Raw genomic sequence first — 18,889 nt, forward strand, 5'->3', positions numbered from 1 at the left:
GCTATGCCTGACTTCGTCGACGAGGCGGTCTTGCACGTCAAGGCCGGGAACGGCGGGCATGGCTGTGCCTCCGTGCACCGTGAGAAGTTCAAGCCGCTGGGCGGCCCGGACGGCGGCAACGGCGGCCAGGGCGGCGACATCGTCCTGGAGGTCGACGCCCAGACCGCGACGCTGCTGGACTACCAGCGCCGCCCGCACCGCAACGCCCAGAACGGCACCCCCGGCCAGGGCGGCCACCGCGCCGGGGCCAAGGGGCAGGACCTGGTCCTGACCGTCCCCGACGGCACCGTGGTCACCAAGGCCGACGGCGAGGTCATCGCCGACCTGGTCGGCCACGGCACCCGCCTGGTCCTGGCCCAGGGCGGCAACGGCGGCCTGGGCAACGCCGCGCTGGCCTCCAAGAAGCGCAAGGCCCCCGGCTTCGCCCTCAAGGGCGAGGAGGGCGAGGCCTTCGACGTGCGCCTGGAGATGAAGACCATCGCGGACGTCGGCCTGGTGGGCTTCCCCAGCGCCGGCAAGTCCTCGCTGATCGCCGCGATGTCGGCGGCCCGGCCCAAGATCGCGGACTACCCGTTCACCACCCTCATCCCGAACCTGGGAGTGGTGGAGGCGGGCACCACCCAGTACGTCATCGCGGACGTGCCCGGCCTGATCCCCGGCGCGAGCGCGGGCAAGGGCCTGGGCCTGGAGTTCCTGCGCCACATCGAGCGCTGCTCCACGCTGCTGCACGTCCTGGACTGCGCCACCTACGAGCCGGGCCGCGACCCGGTCAGCGACCTCGACGCCCTGGAGGCGGAGCTCTCCGCCTACGGCGAGCAGGCCGGGGTGGACCTGTCCGACCGTCCGCGCATCGTCGCCCTGAACAAGGTGGACGTGCCCGAGGCCCGCGACCTCGCCGACATGGTCACCCCCATGCTGGAGGAGCGCGGCTACAAGGTGATGGAGGTCTCCGCGGCCTCCCGTGAGGGCCTGCGCGAGCTCTCCTTCGCCCTGGCCGAGCAGGTCACTGCGGCCCGCCAGGCCGCGCCGGTGGAGGAGCCCACCCGCATCGTGCTGCGCCCGAAGATGATCGGGGACGTCCCCTTCGACGTCGTGCCGCTCGGGAACAACTCCTTCCAGGTGCGCGGCGACAAGCCCGCCCGGTGGGTGCGCCAGACCGACTTCTCCAACGACGAGGCCGTCGGCTACCTGGCCGAGCGCCTCAACCGCCTCGGCATCGAGGAGGCGCTGGCCAAGGCCGGGGCCACCCAGGGCGCCGAGGTGCAGATCGGCACGGACGAGGACGCCGTGGTCTTCGACTGGGACAACTCCATGGACGCCGAGGCCGTCCCGTCCGGCCCGCGCGGATCTGACGCCCGGCTGGGCTGACCCGCGCGGGGACCGCCGCTCCACACCAGCCTGACCCAGACAAGGTACGAGCACGGCGCTCGGGCAGGGCGCCGTGCCACGGACGGAAAGCCCCTCGTGGTGCACAGCGCAGACACCCAGCAGGACACCGGTCAGCGGACCGGTCGGAGTGACGCCGACACCCTGGAGTCGGCCGGGCGGACGGCGGTCGCCGGGGCCCGCCGGGTCGTGGTCAAGGTGGGGTCCTCCTCACTGACCACCCCGGACGGGCTGATCGACTCCGGCCGGATCCGGGACCTGGTCGAGGTCCTGGCGGACCGCAGGGCCCGCGGCCAGGAGGTGATCCTGGTCTCGTCCGGCGCGGTGGCGGCCGGGATGACGCCGCTGGGCATGGCCCGCCGCCCGCACGACCTGGCCTCGCAGCAGGCCGCGGCCAGCGTGGGCCAGGGGCTCCTCGTGGCCTCCTACGCCGCCGAACTGGCCGGGCACGGGCTGACCGCCGCCCAGGTCCTGCTCACGGTGGAGGACATGATGCGGCGGGTGCAGCACCGCAACGCCCAGCGCACCCTGCGCCGCCTCCTGGACATCGGGGCCCTGCCCATCGTCAACGAGAACGACACCGTGGCCACGCACGAGATCCGGTTCGGTGACAACGACCGCCTCGCCGCGCTGGTGGCACACCTGATGCGGGCCGACGCCCTCGTGCTGCTCTCCGACGTGGACGCGCTCTACGACGGCAACCCGGCCGACGCGGGGACCTCGGTCGTGCACCTGGTGCGCGGCCGGGCCGACCTGGACGGGATCGACATCGGGAGCTCGGGCCGACGGGGCGTGGGTACCGGCGGGATGGTCACCAAGGTGGACTCCGCGCGCATCGCCACCGAGGCGGGGGTTCCCACGCTGCTGACCTCGGCCGCCAACGCCCGCGCCGCCCTGTCCGGCGAGCGGGTGGGCACCTTCTTCGCGGCGGCCGACGGGCGCCGCCCCTCCGCGCGCCAGCTGTGGCTGGCGCACGCCACGGCGGGCCGGGGCAGCCTGGTCCTGGACCCCGGAGCGGTCAACGCGGTGGTGCGGGAGAAGGCGTCGCTGCTGCCCGCCGGGGTGATCCGGGTCCAGGGGGACTTCAGCGCCGGTGACCCCGTGGACCTGCGCGACGAGCAGGGCACCGTGGTCGCGCGGGGGCTGGTCAACTACGACGCCACCGAGGTCCCCGACCTGATGGGCCGCTCCACCCGGTGGCTGGCCCGGGAGATGGGTCCCTCCTACGAGCGCGAGCTCGTGCACCGCGACGACCTCGTGGTGCTCTGACACCAGAGCCGTCCGGCGCCGTCGTCCGCGCGTGGAGGGCTCCATGACAGGACGACCCGAGGAGGTCGGTACCCGTGTCCAGCCTGACGACGCACCTGGCCGCGCTGGCCCTCCGTGTCCTGCGCAAACCGACCCTGGAGTCGGTGGAGGACACCCGGGAGTGGCTGCGGGAGCCCAAGGAGCACGCGGACCCGCCGCACTGGCTGGCGGCCCGGCACTGGATCACCCGCCGGGAGGTCGGCGGCTTCGGCGTCCACACGGTGCGCCCCCGCACGGTCACCGGGCCCGAGAAGGCCGTGCTGTACCTGCACGGGGGCACCTACGTCAGCGAGATCGCCGCCTGGCACTGGGTGCTGGTCTCGCGGATGGCCGACGCGGGCTGCCGGGTGGAGGTGCCGATCTACGGCCTGGCCCCCGACCACACGTACCGCGAGGCCTTCCCGTTCGTCACGGCCGTGTACCGGGAACTGGTGGAGGACACCGCGCCCGAGCGCACGCTGATCGCGGGTGACTCCGCCGGGGGCGGGCTCGCGCTGGCCCTCACCCAGACCCTGGCCGAGGAGGAGCTGCCGTCGCCCGCGCGGCTCGTGCTGATCTCACCGTGGACGGACCTGACGATGTCCAACCCGGAGATCGCGGAGGTGGAGGGGTCGGACCCCTGGCTGGCCCCGGTGGGCCTGCTGGAGGCCGCCGCCGAGTGGGCGGGCGGCGACGACCTGGCCGAACCCCGGCTCAGCCCGCTGTACGGGCCGGTGGCGGGGCTGCCGCCGATGGACCTGTACATCGGCACCCGCGACCTGCTCCTGCCGGACACGCGGCGCCTGCACGCGAGGGTGACCGAGGCCGGGGGAGTGGCCGAGCTCTTCGTGGAGGAGGGTGCCTTCCACATCCACCCCCTGGTCCCGGTCCCCGAGGGCGGTGACGCGCGCGAGCGGATCATGAGGACGGTCCGGGAGCTGTGAGGCGGCCCCGGCCCGGCGGCGCCTCCGGGGCGGCGCCCCCACTCACGTCAGCCTCCTGACCACGGACAGCGGCAGCCGCCTCATCAGGAAGCCGAGGGGCGCCCAGGGCCAGGCGGGGACGTACGCCCGCACCCTGCGCCTCTCGATGGCCGCGACCATGGCACGCACGCCCACCTCGGTGTCGACCATGAACCGGGTCCGCTGGGTGACGTGCTCGTTCATCTCCGAGCGGATGTAGCCGGGGTAGACCACCGACACGTCCAGACCGGGGACGCCCTCCGAGCGCAGTCCCTCCGCGATGGCGGCCACCCCGGCCTTGGTGGCGGCGTAGACGGTCATGGCCCGGCGCATGCCGCGCAGGGCCGACATGGAGGAGACCATCACGAGGTGGCCGCCCTCCTGGGCCCGGAAGATCTCCATGGCGGCGTCCGCCTGGGCGAGGGCGCCCACGAAGTTGGTCATGGCGGTCTGGCGGTTGGCGTCGTGGCGGCCGGTGCCGAGTGCCGCGCCCTTGCCCAGCCCGGCGTTGACGATGACCCGGTCCAGCGTGCCGAACTCGGTGGCGACCTCCCCGAAGACCCGGTGGACCGCGTCGTCGTCGGTGACGTCCAGGGCCCGGAGCACCACGCGGCGGCCGGGGTGGGCCCGCGCGATCTCGTCCCGGAGGGCGGCCATCGGCTCGGTACGGCGGGCGCACAGTCCGAGGTCGTAGCCGAGGGCGGCGAACTGGCGGGCCATCTCGGCTCCCAGCCCGGCCGAGGCCCCGGTGATGAGGACGGTTCCCTTGCTCACGCGTTCTCCGTGGGGTGGTCGGCCGCGGGGGCGGCGGGTTCGACGCGGCGGTGAACGCCCTCCGCCACCCGGCGCATCGCGCGGTCGTAGAGGGGGCGCAGCCAGCGTTTGGCGAGGACCGCCGTCCGTCCGTCCCGGTCGGTGAGGATGACCGGCCTCCGCCGTTCCACTCCGCGGAGCACCCGGGCGGCGACCTCGTCGGCGGACAGGCGCGACCCGTTGATCAGCCTGGTGGCGGAGGCCTCCACCTCGGGATCGCTGCCGCTGAGGGAGGAGGCCAGGTTGGTGCGGAAGAACGACGGGCACGCCACCGAGGTGGCGACGCCGTAGGGGGCGAGCTCGTGCTGGAGGGTCTCGCTGAGCGCGACGACCGCCGCCTTGACCGCGTTGTAGGAGCTCATCACCGGCGGGTGCACGAGTCCGGCCATGGAAGCGATGTTGACGAGGTGTCCCGAGCCCTGTCGCTTGAACAGCGGGGTGAACACGCGGCAGCCCCGGACCACGCCGAACAGGTTGATCTCGGTGATCCGGCGCCAGTCCTCGACGGTGAGGACGTCGATCCGCCCGCCCGCGGCGATCCCGGCGTTGTTGACCAGCACGTCCAGCCCGTTCCACCCGCCCTCGACGTGGGCGAGGGCGGCCGCCCAGTCCTCGTCGGAGGTCACGTCCAGGCGCAGGTAGCCGACCCCGTCCGGAAGGGAGTCGGGCGCGTGCCCGGCGAGGTCGGTGGCGATCACCCGGTCCCCGCGCGCCGCGAACGCGGCGACCAGGGCGGCGCCGAGGCCGGAGGCGCCGCCGGTGACCAGAACCCGTCGGCCCGAGCCGGTGGGCGGGGTGTCTCGTCCGGGGGCGGTCATCGACGGGCTCCGTGCTTCGTGGGTTCGGGCGCGCCGACGCGGGGGGAGGGTGCGAAGTCCATGTCGTTGACACTACGACCTTGTTGAGCAATGCTCAACAGGTGAACGAGGCAGCCCCGCGACGGACGCGGATGACCCAGGACGAGCGTCGGCGCCAGCTGGTCGGGATCGGCCTGCGGATGTTGGTGGAACGCCCGATCCAGGAGCTGGCGGTGGACGAGGTCGCCCGGGAGGCGGGCATCTCCCGGGGGCTGCTCTTCCACTACTTCCCGAAAAAGACCGCCTTCCACGACGCCGTGGTGGCCGCCGCCGGACGGCGGGTGGTCCGCAACACCGCTCCCGACGAGGACCGCGAGGGCTGGGACGCCGTGGCGCAGTTCGCGGAGCGCTACTTCGAGCAGGTGGACCGGCGCCGGGCGTCGTACGCGGCGCTGGTGTTCGGCGGGGGAGCGGTGACCCTGGAGGGTGACCGCGTGGAGGGTCTGCGCGAGGCCATGGGCGCCCGCGTGCGCGCCCTGCTGGACGCCCCCGAGACGGCGGCCCCGGTCACCGACGCGTGGATCGCCTACCTGGAGGCCCGCGCCCTGCGCTGGTCCGCTGCCCCCGCCGACGAACGCTCCACCGGCCCGACCGCAGAGGCCGACCACTGCGTCCGGGCCCTGCGGGCCCTGCTGGACCTGGACTGATCCACCGGACGGCCGCCCCCGGCACGCTGTGCGCCGAGGCGGCACGCGTCCTAGGATGCGGTGCGTGAGCCAACACACGACACAGCACGGAAACCCGTCGCACGGCGACGGCCCCCGACGGAACGACGGCGCCCCGCAGCGGGGCGGCCTCCAACAGGGCACGGAGACCCACCCCCAGGAGGGCGCGGTCCGCGAGGTCCCCACCGGGCGCAACGCGACCAGACTGGTTTACTCACCGGAGAGGGACGGCCTCGCCGACGCGGGCGAGATCGTCTGGACCTGGGTCCCCTACGAGGAGGACGCCACCCAGGGCAAGGACCGCCCCCTGCTCGTGGTGGGGCGCCGGGGACGGCGTCTGCACGGACTCATGCTCTCCACCCAGGTCCCCGACGAGCACGAGCGCCAGGACTGGCTGCCCATCGGCGCGGGCGCCTGGGACAGGGAGGGCCGCGACTCCTTCGTGCGTGTGGACCGCCTCTTCGAGTTCGACGAGGCGGCCATCCGCCGTGAGGCCGCCGTCATGGACGAGAGTCTGTTCTGGAAGGTCGCGGCGGTCCTGCGGGAGCGCTACGGCTGGACCTGAGCGGTCGCGGGCCGCGCCGCCGTCTCACCCTGTGGATAACTCCGTGTGCCCGGGGGCGCGGCGCTATACGCTGAGGGAGATCCCCCTGGTCCGGTGCCCTACGAAGGGGTGGGTCCACCGGCCCGGGCGGCCTCCCGAGCAAGGAAGCCCCGACAAGGATGACTGCCATGAGTGACATCGAGCGCGTGGTCCACGCGGTAGCCGAACGTGCCCAGGACGCGGCGGCCGAGCTCGCCCCGCTCAGCCGGTCGGTGAAGGACCGTGCCCTGCTGGCCATCGCCGACGCCCTGGTCAAGCGGGCGGACGAGATCACCGCCGCCAACGCGGCGGACGTCGAGCGGGCGCGCCGGGACGGCACCGGCCCGGCCATGATCGACCGGCTCACCCTGACCCCGGCGCGGATCGAGGCCATCGCGGACGCGGTGCGCGAGATCGTCGAGCTGCCGGACCCGGTCGGTGAGTCCGTGCGCGGCGGTGTGCTGCCCAACGGTCTCGACATGCGGCAGATCCGGGTCCCGCTCGGGGTGGTCGGCATCATCTACGAGGGGCGCCCCAACGTCACCGCGGACGCCGCCGCCCTGTGCCTCAAGAGCGGCAACGCGGCCCTGCTGCGCGGCTCCTCCTCCGCCTACGACTCCAACACCGCCATCGTGGCGGTGCTGCGCGACGCCCTGGAGGGCACCGGGGTCCCGGTCGACGCCGTCCAGATGGTGCCCGGCCGCACCCGGGAGTCCTCCACCGCGCTCATGCGGGCCCGGGGGCTCGTGGACGTGCTCATCCCGCGCGGCGGCGGCTCGCTCATCCAGGCCGTGGTCCGCGACTCCACCGTCCCCGTCATCGAGACCGGTGAGGGCCTGTGCCACGTGTACGTGGACGCCGACGCCGACCTCGACAAGGCGGTGGCCATCGCCACCAACGCCAAGGCCCAGCGCTGCTCGGTGTGCAACTCCGCCGAGACACTGCTGGTGCACGAGGCGGTGGCGGCGGAGTTCCTGCCCCGCGTGCTCTCGTCCCTGGCCGAGGCCGGGGTGACCGTGCACGGCGACGAACGCGTCCTCGCCGTCGCGGCCGCGCGTCCGACCGGAGCCACGGTGGTCGAGGCCACCGAGGAGGACTGGGCGACCGAGTACCTGTCCATGGACCTTTCCGTCCGGGTGGTCCCGGACGTGGACGCCGCGATCGCGCACATCAGGCGGTACTCCACCCGGCACACCGAGGCGATCGTCACCGACTCGCTCAGCACCTCCCGGTACTTCGTGGCCCGGGTGGACTCGGCGGCGGTGATGGTGAACGCGTCCACGCGCTTCACGGACGGCGGCGAGTTCGGCTTCGGCGCGGAGATCGGCATTTCCACCCAGAAACTGCATGCCAGGGGCCCGATGGGGCTCACCGAAATGACCTCGACCAAGTACGTGGTCACCGGGGACGGTCACCTGAGGTAGCTGGGGGCCCGTCGACGCGACCAGGAATGGCCGCCCGGACGTCCGGGCGGCCATTCCCGTCCCTTGACTCCGGCCACAAGCGGGCATACCAGGCGCTATCCGCCGCCCCTGGAGTAACACACGTCACCAGGTATGTTCTTCTTCCCGAAACCTGGACAGAAGCGAATCTTCTCCTGCAAGTATTCCCAAAGCGCTGTGGGGTCGGTACTTTCACTGTGGTGTCCCCAGGCGCTCTTCCCGCACCCTCATCAGGAGCGTCGGACCCCACCGGTCACGACGAAAGGAATTCCCCCGCATGAAGTTCGGGAGCAAGATCGCTGCGTCCACCGCCACCGCGGCCCTGGCCATCGGCGGCGTCACCCTCATGGCAGCCCCCGCCCAGGCGGACCTGATCACTCTCTGCTCGGGTCACGGTGGCGCGGTCACCCTGCCCACTGATCTCAAGGTCCCGGCCGGTGCGAGCTGCTTCCTTGACGGCACCGTCATCCAGGGCAAGGTCACCGTCGAGGGCGACGCCAACCTGCACGTCATCGGTGGTCAGATCGACGGCGGCGTGACCGTCTCCAAGGGTGGCTACTTCGACGCCTCCGGCACCGAGGTCGCCGGAGACGTCGTCAACACGGGCTCCTACGGGACCTACCTGGAGGAGGGCACCTCGGTCGCCGGTCTGAGCGCCGCGCCCGCCGAGGGCGCCGACAACGACGGCTTCGTCTTCGTGGTCGGTTCCTCCGCCTCCTCCGTCGACGCCAGCGTCGGAGAGGTCTACGTCACCGACTCCCGTCTGGGCGGCGTGACCGCCGAGGGCGTGGAGTACGTGGACATCTTCGACAGCGTGGTGCGCGGGGACCTCTCCGTCACCGACGCCGCCTCCGGTGGCATCCTCGCTGACAGCGAGGTCATCGGTGACGCCACGTACAGCGGCGGCAACGGCCCGGTGTCCGTCGGTGCCGGAGCGGACGAGGGCTTCGCCAGCTCGCTCAACTACATCGACGGCGACCTGTCGGTCACCGGCGTCTCCGGTGGCGTGTACGTCGACAACAACATCGTGGGCGGCGACCTGACCACCTCCGACAACAGCCCGACCGCGCAGGTCGGTGACAACAACCGCGTGCGCGGCGGCATCGTCACCCAGGAGGTCGCTCTGCGTGCGCTGGCCGCTGAGGTGACCGCCGAGTTCGAGGCGCACGAGGCCGACCTGGAGGAGACGGTCGAGGAGCTGCGCGCCCAGACCATCGCGGACGCCCTGGAGGCCGGTCCCGCCTTCTAGTCCGGTCCGGCCGCTTTGGCCCGGTTCCGCTCCCCGGTCCGGGCCGGTCCCACGGGCTGGTCCGCATCGCCCCGCCCCGCCGCTCTCCGCGGCGGGGCGGGGACACGCCCCGGCAGTGGGGCGGCACCCCCGCCCCTCGCCTCCCGCAGCGCCGACGGCCCCGTGCCGTCGGCGCTGTTCTCGTGCGGGGCCAACGCGCCCATGCCTCCCCTTCAACCCCATCTGTCCCACAATCACCCCTGTTATGTCGTAGCAGTGACGATGGTCATGGCCCGGTGATACATTCCGGGCATGGCTGACTCCGAACGGCGTGTCGTGGTCTCCGGTGGCTCCGGCGGGATCGGGCGGGCCATCGTGTTCGCCCTGGCGAGTGAGGGGGACGAGGTGGTCGCCCTCGGGCGGGACTCCGGACGGCTCGCCGCCCTGGAGCGCCGGGCCCGCGCACACGGCCTCAACGTCACCACCCGGATCTGCGACATCACCGACGAACAGGCGGTGGAGTCCCTGGCGGACGACCTCGGAGAGGTGTCCGTCCTGGTCAACAACGCGGGCACGGCGCGGAGCGCGCCCCTGCGAGGCACCAACCTCGACCTCTGGGACACCCACCTGCGCACCAACACCACCTCCGCCTTCCTGCTCACCCGGGCGCTCCTGCCGGGCATGCTCGCGCGCGACCAGGGGCGGATCGTCTTCATCGCCTCCACCGCCGCGCACACCGGCTCCCGGTACACGGCCGCCTACACCGCCTCCAAGCACGCGATGCTCGGCCTGGCACGGGCGGTGGCCGCCGAGGTCGTCGGCACCGGCGTCACCAGCAACGCCGTGTGCCCCTCCTTCGTCCGCACCCCCATGACCGAGCGCTCCGTGGCCCGCATCGCCGAGCGCACGGGACGCGGACTCGACCAGGCCGAGCAGGCCCTGGCCACCTCCGGCCCCCTGGGCCGACTCATCGAACCCGACGAGGTGGCCGCCGCCGTCACCTACCTCGCGAGCCCCCTGGCCGGAGCGGTCAACGGCCAGTCACTGACCATCGACGGCGGAGGAACCCACCGATGAGCCCCTTCCGGGCGTCCGCGCCCCTGACCGAGCACTGGCGGAACTTCGACCTCCACCGGGAGGGCGGGGTGGCCACCGTGACCCTCGACCGGCCGGACCGGCTCAACGCCCTGACCTTCGACGCCTACGCCGACCTGCGCGACCTGCTCACCGAGCTCCCGCACCGGGGGGACACCCGCGTCCTCGTGCTGCGCGGCGGCGGCCGGGGGTTCTGCTCGGGCGGGGACGTCGACGAGATCATCGGCCGGACCCTGGAGATGGACCCCGACGACCTGCTCGCCTTCACCCGGATGACCGGCGAGGTCGTCCGGGCCATGCGCGAGTGCCCCGTCCCCGTGGTCGCGGGGGTGCACGGGATCGCGGCCGGCGCGGGCGCGGTCCTGGCCCTGGCCGCCGACTTCCGTGTGGTCGCCCGCTCGGCCCGCTTCGCCTTCCTGTTCACCAAGGTGGGTCTGTCCGGCGCCGACATGGGCGCCGCCTACCTGCTCCCGCGCATGGTGGGCCTGGGCAACGCCACGAAGATCCTCATGCTCGGGGACACCCTCGACTCCGCGGAGGCCGACCGCTACGGGCTGGTCAGCGAGCTGGTCGAGGACGACGCGCTGGACGGGGCGGTCACCCGCCTGGCCACCCGGCTCTCCGAGGGGCCCGCCTTCGGCTACGCGCAGACCAAGGCGCTGCTCTCCCGCGAGCTGGACATGGGCCTGTCCGGCGCGATCGAGCTGGAGGCCGTGACCCAGGCGCTCCTGATGAAGAGCGCCGACTACGCCGAGTTCCACGCGGCCTTCACGGGCCGCCGTGAACCCGAGTGGAAGGGGCGCTAGTGGAGGGGGAGCGAGTGGAACCCGAGAGTCCGCCCCGGAGCCCGCACACGCTGGTCAACCCGCCCGAACTCGGGCCCACCCCCGGCTTCTCGCACGCGGTGGTGCCCGCCCCCGGGCGCACCGTCCACCTGGCCGGGCAGATCGCCTCGGGGCCGGACGGCGCGCTGGCGGCGCGGGCCCTGCCGGACCAGTTCGGGGTCGCCCTCGGCAACGTGGTCACCGCCCTCCGCGCCTGCGGGGGAGCCCCGGAACACCTCGTGAGCCTGACCATCTACACCACCGACGTCCCGGGGTACCGGGCCGCCGCCCGGGACATCGGCCGCGCCTACCGTGCCCACCTGGGCCGCCACTACCCGGCGATGGCGCTGTTGGGGGTGGTCGAGCTCTTCGAACCCGGAGCGCTGGTCGAGCTGGTCGGCGTCGCCGTGATCCCCGGCCCCGCCGCCCGGTGACGCCGGAGCGGTGAGCCGGTCGGCCCCGCTACGAGGGGCCGGGGTCGAGGGTGGCGGCGGCGCGGACGTGCTCCAGCCCAGGTCCGCGCAGCAGGGCGTGCAGTTCGAAGAAGACCCGCGCCGCACGGCTGCCCGCCCAGCGGTCGGGGAGCAGTTCCGGCGGCAGACCCGGATCGAGGTACGGCATCCGCCGCCAGGCGTCCACCGCCCGCAGGTGGTCGGCGAAGGCCGCCGCGTGGGCCTCGGGGGCGCGGAGGGCGCGGGTACCCCGACGGCGCCAGGCCGCCGCGACCGGTTCGTGCTCGTCGAGGAAACCCTCGTACATCGCCTGGAGCGCCGGTAGGTCCCACCAGCGCGCCACGGACCCGGTGAGATCACGGAAGTCCAGGTAAGAGGCGTGAAACAGCTCCGCGTGCTCCTCCAGGCCGAGGTCCCGGAGCGCGGCGCGGGCCTGCTCCGTCAGGTGGGCGGGAGCGATCCACACCCCGGCGGCGGTGGTGCCGAAGCCGAGCCGGGTGAGCTGGGCGCGCAGGGCGTGGCGGCGGTTCCGCTCGGACTCGGGCACCGAGAACACCACGAGCACCCAGCCGTCCTGGACGCGGGCGACCCGGTGGCCGAAGATTCGCTGGTCGCCCTCCGCGAGGATGCGTCGTCCCTGGTCGGAGAGGCGGTACCCGGCCACCCCGCCGAGGCGTTCCGGGGTCAGGAGTCCGCGCCGCTTGAGCCGGGACACGGCCGAGCGGACGGCGGGGCCGTCCACGTCGAGCCCGGACATCAGGGCGATGAGGTCGGACACCCCGATCCACCCGCCCACGTCACGGGCGTAGGAGCCGAAGAAGGAGACGATCAGGGACCTCGGCCGCCGCCGCTCGGTGTCCGTCGTGGACGCGACGGAGGTGTCCGGCGGGGGATCGGCGGTCCCGGCTGCCCGGTCGGTGTTGGACGTCACGCGGACACGATAGCGGCCGCCGCCCGTGGTGTTCGGGTGGTCCCCGTCGTCGCCGGTGGTTCGGTGCACTGTCGAAATGACTCCATATAGGTCTCTTGACGATCGTCACGGTTATTGTACATTTGCGATGTGGGGTGGATCACGTACTGACGAGAGCCGAGGTCACCCATGGAGCTCCCCCGCGACCACACCGACCACGAGTTCGCGCACCGCGTCAGGGAGCGCGCCGCCGACTTCGCCACCGCGCCGTCCACGGCGGACACGGCGGACACGGCCTCCTCCGGGCCCCCTGGCCGGGTGGACCGCCCCCTGCTCCTCCGCCTCGGGGAGTCGGGCCTGCTCCCGGCGCTCTTCCCCGGCACGGCGGACGAGGGCCCCCTCAGGGAGGCGCCCGCCACCCGCCTGTGCCTGCTGCGTGAGCACCTGGCCCGTGCCGACACCCACGCCGAGACCGCCCTCGCCCTCCAGGGGCTGGGCACGTATCCGCTCCTCCAGTCGGGTTCCGACGACCAACGCCGACGCTGGGTCCCCGAGGCGGCCTCGGGGCGGGCCGTCGCGGCCTTCGCCCTCTCCGAACCCGACGCGGGCTCCGACGCCGCCGCGCTCGCGCTCCGGGCCGACCCCTCGGGCACGGGCTGGCGACTGCACGGCGAGAAGACGTGGATCTCCAACGCGCCCGACGCCGACTTCTACACCGTGTTCGCCCGCACCACCCCCGGCACCCGCTCCCGAGGGGTCACCGCCTTCTGCGTAGCGGCCGACCGCCCCGGGCTGTCCGGCTCCCCGCTGGAGATGCTCTCCCCGCACGCTCTGGGCCACCTGGTGTTCGACGGGGTCGAGGTGGGCCCCGAGGACGTCGTGGGCCTGCCCGACCAGGGGTTCGCGGTGGCCATGCGCACCCTCGACCTGTTCCGCCCCAGTGTCGGGGCCTTCGCCGTCGGCATGGCCGACGCCGCCCTCGCCGCCGCACGGGAGCACACGGCCCACCGGAGCGCCTTCGGCGGACCGCTGGACGCCCTCCAGACCGTCGCGCACACCCTCGCGGAGATGGCCACCCGGACCGAGGCCGCCCGGCTCCTCGTCTACGCGGCCGCCGCCGAGTACGACTCCGGCGGTCCGGACGTCACCCTCAGGGCCGCGATGGCCAAGCTCTTCGCCACCGAGACCGCCCAGTACGTGGTGGACGCCGCCGTGCAGCTGCACGGCGCCCGCGCCCTGCGCCGGGGACACCTGCTCGAACACCTCTACCGGGAGGTGCGTGCCCCACGGATCTACGAGGGCGCGTCGGAGGTCCAGCGCCAGATCATCGCCCGCCACATGTAGCAGCGTCCGGCTGAAGTCCCCCGCACCTCGGAGGTCCAGCATGTCGAACCAGAACCCGGCCGACCGGCCGGACCGCACCGACGACCCGTCCCCGACCGGGACGCACGCGGCCGTGGCGCTCTCACCCACGGCACACGAGGACACCTTCACCCGGGACCACCTGCCCCCGCCCGAGGAGTGGCCGCTGATCCGGCCGCTGGACCACCCCGACCGGCTCAACTGCGCGGAGGAACTGCTCGACGGCACCATCGCCCGCTTCGGCGCGGACCGCCGCTGCCTGGTCGGTGACCACGAGAGCCTCACCTACGGGCAGCTCCGGGAACGGGTGGACCGGATCGCCCACGTGCTGGTGGACGAACGCGGTCTGCGCCCGGGGCAGCGGGTGCTGCTGCGCGGGCCCAACTCCCCCTGGCTGGCCGCATGCTGGCTGGCGGTCCTCAGGGCCGGGGGAGTGGTCGTCACCGTCCTGCCGGTCCTGCGCGCCGGGGAGCTCACCACCATCCTCCGCTCCGCCGAGGTCTCCCACGCGGTCTGCGACGCCCGGTTCCTCGACGACCTCACCGAGGCCGCGGCGGGCTTCGGGGACCGGGCCCCGGACGTCCTGGCCTACGGCGGTGACGGACCCGACGACCTCACCGCACGGATCACCGGGCACCGGGCCAGCGGGGCGCCCGCGGACTTCGCCCCGGTGCCCACCGCCGCCGACGACGCCTGCATGATCGCCTACACCTCCGGTACCACCGGTGACCCCAAGGGCTGCGTCCACTTTCACCGGGACGTCCTCGCCATCGCGGACACCTACTCCGCCCGGATCCTCAGACCCCGGCCGGACGACCTCTTCGTCGGCAGCCCGCCCTTCGCCTTCACCTTCGGCCTCGGCGGACTCCTGGTCTTCCCGCTGCGGGCCGGGGCCGCCACGGTCCTCCTCGAACGCCCCCGCCCCGAGGCGCTGCTGGACGCCGTCAGCGAACGCGGCGCCACGATCGTGTTCACCGCCCCCACCGCCTACCGGGCCATGCTCGCCCGGACCGGTGACCGTGACCTGTCCTCGCTGCGCCGCTGCGTCTCCGCCGGAGAGCACCTGCCCGCCGCGACGTGGCGGGCCTGGTACGACGCCACCGGCATCCGGATGCTCGACGGCATCGGCGCGACGGAGATGCTGCACATCTTCGTCTCCGCCACGGACGAGCACATGCGCCCCGGCTCCACCGGGCGCCCCGTCCCCGGGTTCGAGGCCCGGATCCTCGACGACCAGGGGCGGCCCGTCCCCGACGGGGAACCCGGGCACCTGGCGGTCCGGGGCCCGGTCGGCTGCCGCTACCTGGCGGACGACCGCCAGCGCGAGTACGTCCGCCACGGCTGGAACCACACGGGGGACACCTACGTCCGCGACGAGGACGGCTACTTCTGGTACCGGGCGCGCAGCGACGACATGATCGTCTCCGCCGGGTACAACATCGCCCCGGCCGAGGTGGAGGAGGCCCTGCTCACCTCGCCCGACGTCGAGGAGGCGGCGGTGGTCGGCGCCCGGGACCCGGACCGGGGCCTGGTGGTCCACGCCCACGTGGTCCCGCGCGAGGGGATCACCCCCGACACCGCCCTGGCCGACCGGCTCAGGGAGCACGTACGCGCGCGCATCGCCCCCTACAAGGCCCCGCGCGCCATCGTCTTCCGCGCCGCGCTGCCCTGTACCGCCACCGGCAAGCTCCAACGCTTCCGGCTCCGGGAGGGCGCCGACGAGTGAGGCGCCGGGGCCCGGGAGAGCGTCGTCCAGGCGCGCGCGGGGGGCGTTCCCACCCCGCCGGGCACACACGGATCCGCGACGAACAGGAAGGCACACGATGCGCATCGCGTGTATCGGGGCGGGACCGGCCGGACTCTACTTCGCGGCCCTGGCCCGACAGCTGGACCACACCCACGACATCACCGTCTACGAACGCAACGCCCTCGACGACACCTTCGGGTTCGGGGTGGTGCTCTCCGACGAGACCCTGGGCGGCATCGAACACGCCGACCCGGCCGTCTACGAGGCGATGGCCTCCGAGTTCGCGCGCTGGGACGACATCGACGTCCACCACCGCGGCACCGTCACCACCTCCGGGGGGCACGGCTTCGCCGCCATCGGCCGCCGCCGACTCCTCCGGATCCTGCGCGCCCGCTGCGCCGAGCTCGGGGTACGGGTCCTCGGCCGGACCGAGGCCCCGCCCGCCGCCGAGCTGGCCGCCACCCACGACCTCGTCGTCGCCGCCGACGGGATCAACAGCCACACCCGGTCCGCCCACGCCACGGCCTTCGGCACCGAACTCCAACCGCACCGCAACCGGTTCATGTGGCTCGGCACCGACCTGGTCTTCGACGCCTTCAACTTCCACGTCCTGGAGACCCCTCACGGGGTCGTGCAGCTGCACTGCTACCCGTACTCCACCGACTCCAGCACCTTCATCGTCGAGATGGCCGAGGACGTGTGGCGCCGGGCCGGGTTCGTCGACCGCGACCTAGCCCCGGGGGAGAGCGACCTCGCGGCGATCACCCGCTGCGAGGACCTCTTCGCCGGAGTGCTGCGGGGGCACCGCCTCCGGCCCAACAACTCCCGCTGGCAGCGGTTCACCACCGTGCGCAACCGCACCTGGCGCCACGGCAACACCGTCCTCCTCGGCGACGCAGCGCACAGCGCGCACTTCTCCATCGGCTCCGGCACCAAACTGGCCATGGAGGACGCGCTCGCCCTCGCCGCCTGCCTGAGCGAACAGCCCAGCGTCGACGCCGCGCTCGGCGCCTACGAGGACGAACGCCGCCCCGTCGTGGCCAGCACCCAGCGCGCCGCCCAGGCCAGCCTGGAGTGGTTCGAGGACATCGCCCGGCACGTCGACGCGGAACCGCTCCAGTTCGCCTTCGACCTGCTCACCCGCAGCCGCCGCGTCACCTACGACAACCTGCGCCTGCGCGACCCCGAGTTCGTCGCCCGCGTGGACGGTTGGTTCGCCCGCGAGGTCGCGTCGGGGCACGCCCCGGAGCGCGGCGCGGAACCAGGGGAGTCCGTCCCCGCCGCACCCGAACCCGAACCCGAACCCGAACCGCGCCCGCCCATGTTCCATCCCTTCCGGCTGGGACCCGTGGAACTGGACAACCGGGTGGTGGTCTCGGCCATGGACATGTACTCCGCCACGGACGGCCTCCCCGGCGACTTCCACCTCGTCCACCTGGGCGGCAAGGCCCTGGGCGGGGCCGGGCTGGTCATGACCGAGATGGTGTGCGTGTCCGCCGACGCCCGCATCACCCCCGGCTGCGCGGGCCTCTACACACCCGAGCACGAGGCCGCCTGGGGCCGCGTCACCGAGTTCGTGCACACCCACAGCACGGCCCGGATCGGCGTGCAGCTCGGCCACGCCGGACGCAAGGGCTCCACCCGCCTCATGTGGGAGGGCATCGACCAGCCCCTGCCCACCGGGAACTGGCCCCTGGTCGCCCCCTCACCGCTGCCCTACCGGGACGGGGTCAACCAGGTCCCCGAAGAGCTCGGCCCCGCCGCGATGGCCGCGATCCGCGACGACTTCGCCTCCGCCGCCCGCTCCGCCGACCGCGCCGGGTTCGACCTCCTCGAACTCCACTGCGCCCACGGCTACCTGCTCTCCTCCTTCCTGTCCCCGGTCACCAACCACCGCACCGACCACTACGGGGGCGACCTCACCGCACGGCTCCGCTACCCCCTGGAGGTCCTGGCCGCGGTCCGCGCCGAGTGGCCCGACCACAAGGCCCTCACCGTCCGGATCTCCGCCACCGACTGGGTCGAGGACGGCACCACCGCCGACGACGCCGTGCGCATCGCCCGGGCCCTGGCCGGGGCGGGAGCCGACGCCATCGACGTCTCCACGGGCCAGGTCACCCCGGACGAACGGCCCGCCTTCGGACGCAGCTACCAGGTGCCCTTCGCCGAACGCATCCGCCGCGAACTCGGCGTGCCCGTCATCGCGGTCGGCGCCCTCTCCTCCCACGACGACGTCAACTCCACGATCCTCGCGGGCCGGGCCGACCTGTGCGCTCTGGCCCGCCCCCACCTGTACGACCCCCAGTGGACCCTTCACGCCGCCGCCGAACAGGGCTACACCGGCCCGGGGGCGACCTGGCCCACCCCCTTCAGGGCGGGCAGCCGCAGACCGCCCACCGGCCGGACCGACGGACCGCGCCCCCGACTGGACCTGCTACGTTCCTCCGAGACACCGGCCACCCGGCACCGGCGGTGGCGCCCGGACACCCCGGAACGGGTCCGGCCACGAACCAAGGAGGATCACGGTGACGACGCCCTACGGTGAGCACCCCAGCCAGATCGTCCACCGCTGGGACCCCGAGGGCGCCGAGGCCCCCGCCCCCGTGGCGGTGCTCCTGCACGGTGGCTGGTGGCGCGACCTGCACGACGCCCGCCTGATGGATCCGATCGCCCGCGACCTCGCCGCCTCCGGGTGGGCGGTGTGGAACGTCGAGTACCGGCGCACCGGCGCGGACGGCGGCGGCTGGCCGCAGACCCGCGACGACGTCGCCCGCGCCCTCGACCTCCTCGCCGCCACCGCCGAACACGACCCGGGGCTGGACACCTCCAGGGTGGTGTCGATCGGCCACTCCGCCGGGGGACACCTCGCCCTGATGACGGCCGTCGACTCGCCGGTGACCTCGGTGGTCCCCATCGCGCCCGTCACCGACCTGCGCCGCTGCGCCGAGGCCGCACTGGGGGAGGGCGCGGTCGCACCCTTCCTCGGCCCCGACCCCGCGCCCGCGCTCTACGCCGAGTCCTCGCCCCTGCACCGACTGCCGTTCGGACTGCCGCAGCTGGTCGTCCACGGCGACGCCGACCAGCGCGTGCCGGTCGAGCACAGCCGCGACTACGTGGCCGCGGCCCGCGCCGCCGGGGACACCGTCGACTACCGGGAGGTCCCGGGCGTCGACCACTTCGCCGCCATCGACCCCGAACGCGCCGCCTGGCGCGAGGTGCGCGACGCGCTCGCGCGCGGCTGGGGCTGACACACGACGGGGGCGGTGCCCGGCCAGG

The 18,889-nt window shown here is 73.6% G+C and carries 17 protein-coding genes; 14 read left to right on the forward strand and 3 right to left on the reverse strand.

Annotated features, from left to right (window positions below; all coding sequences use genetic code 11):
* Positions 1-3 precede the first annotated feature (3 nt).
* The 3 genes from obgE to AC0VYM_RS07490 all read left to right on the forward strand — a co-directional run bounded on the left by obgE (position 4) and on the right by AC0VYM_RS07490 (position 3,617).
* Positions 4-1,368 (forward strand): GTPase ObgE, encoded by a 1,365-nt coding sequence (gene obgE / locus AC0VYM_RS07480; RefSeq protein ID WP_475460455.1) that lies wholly within the window; start codon positions 4-6, stop codon positions 1,366-1,368.
* A gap of 99 nt (positions 1,369-1,467) precedes the next feature.
* Positions 1,468-2,655: a glutamate 5-kinase gene (proB, locus tag AC0VYM_RS07485; RefSeq protein WP_475462964.1), complete on the forward strand. Its 1,188-nt coding sequence runs from the start codon at positions 1,468-1,470 to the stop codon at positions 2,653-2,655.
* A 74-nt stretch (positions 2,656-2,729) separates the two neighbouring features.
* The gene (locus AC0VYM_RS07490) at positions 2,730-3,617 is read left to right on the forward strand and encodes an alpha/beta hydrolase fold domain-containing protein (RefSeq protein ID WP_475460457.1); all 888 of its coding nucleotides are present in this window, start codon (positions 2,730-2,732) and stop codon (positions 3,615-3,617) included.
* 42 nt (positions 3,618-3,659) lie between these two features.
* Here the strand turns inward: AC0VYM_RS07490 and AC0VYM_RS07495 are convergent, their stop codons facing one another.
* Both AC0VYM_RS07495 and AC0VYM_RS07500 read right to left on the reverse strand, forming a co-directional pair.
* Entirely contained in the window at positions 3,660-4,409 is a 750-nt protein-coding gene (locus AC0VYM_RS07495) for an SDR family oxidoreductase (RefSeq protein WP_475460459.1), read from the reverse strand.
* Positions 4,406-5,266, reverse strand: a complete 861-nt coding sequence (locus AC0VYM_RS07500) for an SDR family NAD(P)-dependent oxidoreductase (protein ID WP_475460460.1) — start codon at positions 5,264-5,266, stop codon at positions 4,406-4,408. Before AC0VYM_RS07500 ends, AC0VYM_RS07495 begins: the two co-directional genes overlap by 4 nt.
* 101 nt (positions 5,267-5,367) lie before the next feature.
* Here AC0VYM_RS07500 and AC0VYM_RS07505 point away from each other — a divergent pair, with 101 nt between their 5' ends.
* From AC0VYM_RS07505 to AC0VYM_RS07535, 7 genes are all read left to right on the forward strand, one after another.
* Positions 5,368-5,952 (forward strand): TetR/AcrR family transcriptional regulator, encoded by a 585-nt coding sequence (locus tag AC0VYM_RS07505; RefSeq protein WP_475460462.1) that lies wholly within the window; start codon positions 5,368-5,370, stop codon positions 5,950-5,952.
* Positions 5,953-6,007: 55 nt separating this feature from the next.
* Positions 6,008-6,535, forward strand: coding sequence for a type II toxin-antitoxin system PemK/MazF family toxin (locus tag AC0VYM_RS07510; protein WP_475460464.1), 528 nt, complete (start codon positions 6,008-6,010; stop codon positions 6,533-6,535).
* Positions 6,536-6,702: 167 nt separating this feature from the next.
* Positions 6,703-7,977, forward strand: coding sequence for a glutamate-5-semialdehyde dehydrogenase (locus AC0VYM_RS07515; RefSeq protein WP_475460466.1), 1,275 nt, complete (start codon positions 6,703-6,705; stop codon positions 7,975-7,977).
* Positions 7,978-8,272: 295 nt separating this feature from the next.
* A complete protein-coding gene (locus tag AC0VYM_RS07520) occupies positions 8,273-9,244 on the forward strand; it encodes a hypothetical protein (protein ID WP_475460468.1) in 972 nt (323 codons plus the stop codon).
* Positions 9,245-9,535: 291 nt separating this feature from the next.
* The gene (locus AC0VYM_RS07525) at positions 9,536-10,300 is read left to right on the forward strand and encodes an SDR family NAD(P)-dependent oxidoreductase (protein WP_475460470.1); all 765 of its coding nucleotides are present in this window, start codon (positions 9,536-9,538) and stop codon (positions 10,298-10,300) included.
* Positions 10,297-11,124: an enoyl-CoA hydratase family protein gene (locus AC0VYM_RS07530; protein WP_475460472.1), complete on the forward strand. Its 828-nt coding sequence runs from the start codon at positions 10,297-10,299 to the stop codon at positions 11,122-11,124. Before AC0VYM_RS07525 ends, AC0VYM_RS07530 begins: the two co-directional genes overlap by 4 nt.
* Positions 11,125-11,138: 14 nt before the next feature.
* A complete protein-coding gene (locus AC0VYM_RS07535; RefSeq protein WP_475460474.1) occupies positions 11,139-11,576 on the forward strand; it encodes a RidA family protein in 438 nt (145 codons plus the stop codon).
* A 28-nt stretch (positions 11,577-11,604) separates the two neighbouring features.
* On the opposite strand, the gene AC0VYM_RS07540 is transcribed toward AC0VYM_RS07535, so the two are convergent.
* A complete protein-coding gene (locus AC0VYM_RS07540; protein ID WP_475460476.1) occupies positions 11,605-12,525 on the reverse strand; it encodes a PaaX family transcriptional regulator in 921 nt (306 codons plus the stop codon).
* 168 nt (positions 12,526-12,693) lie between these two features.
* On the opposite strand from AC0VYM_RS07540, the gene AC0VYM_RS07545 reads away from it, so the two are divergent.
* From AC0VYM_RS07545 to AC0VYM_RS07560, 4 genes are all read left to right on the forward strand, one after another.
* Positions 12,694-13,848 carry an acyl-CoA dehydrogenase family protein gene (locus AC0VYM_RS07545; protein WP_475460478.1) on the forward strand — a complete coding sequence of 385 codons (1,155 nt, stop codon included), beginning with the start codon at positions 12,694-12,696 and terminating at the stop codon, positions 13,846-13,848.
* 40 nt (positions 13,849-13,888) lie between these two features.
* Positions 13,889-15,592: an AMP-binding protein gene (locus AC0VYM_RS07550; protein ID WP_475460480.1), complete on the forward strand. Its 1,704-nt coding sequence runs from the start codon at positions 13,889-13,891 to the stop codon at positions 15,590-15,592.
* Between the two features lie 97 nt (positions 15,593-15,689).
* Positions 15,690-18,158, forward strand: a complete 2,469-nt coding sequence (locus AC0VYM_RS07555) for a bifunctional salicylyl-CoA 5-hydroxylase/oxidoreductase (protein ID WP_475460482.1) — start codon at positions 15,690-15,692, stop codon at positions 18,156-18,158.
* Positions 18,139-18,861, forward strand: coding sequence for an alpha/beta hydrolase family protein (locus tag AC0VYM_RS07560; protein ID WP_475460484.1), 723 nt, complete (start codon positions 18,139-18,141; stop codon positions 18,859-18,861). The genes AC0VYM_RS07555 and AC0VYM_RS07560 overlap by 20 nt, the downstream gene beginning before the upstream one ends.
* The last annotated feature ends 28 nt before the right edge of the window (positions 18,862-18,889 follow it).

The sequence above is a fragment of the Nocardiopsis sp. iso_237 genome (genome assembly GCF_056173345.1).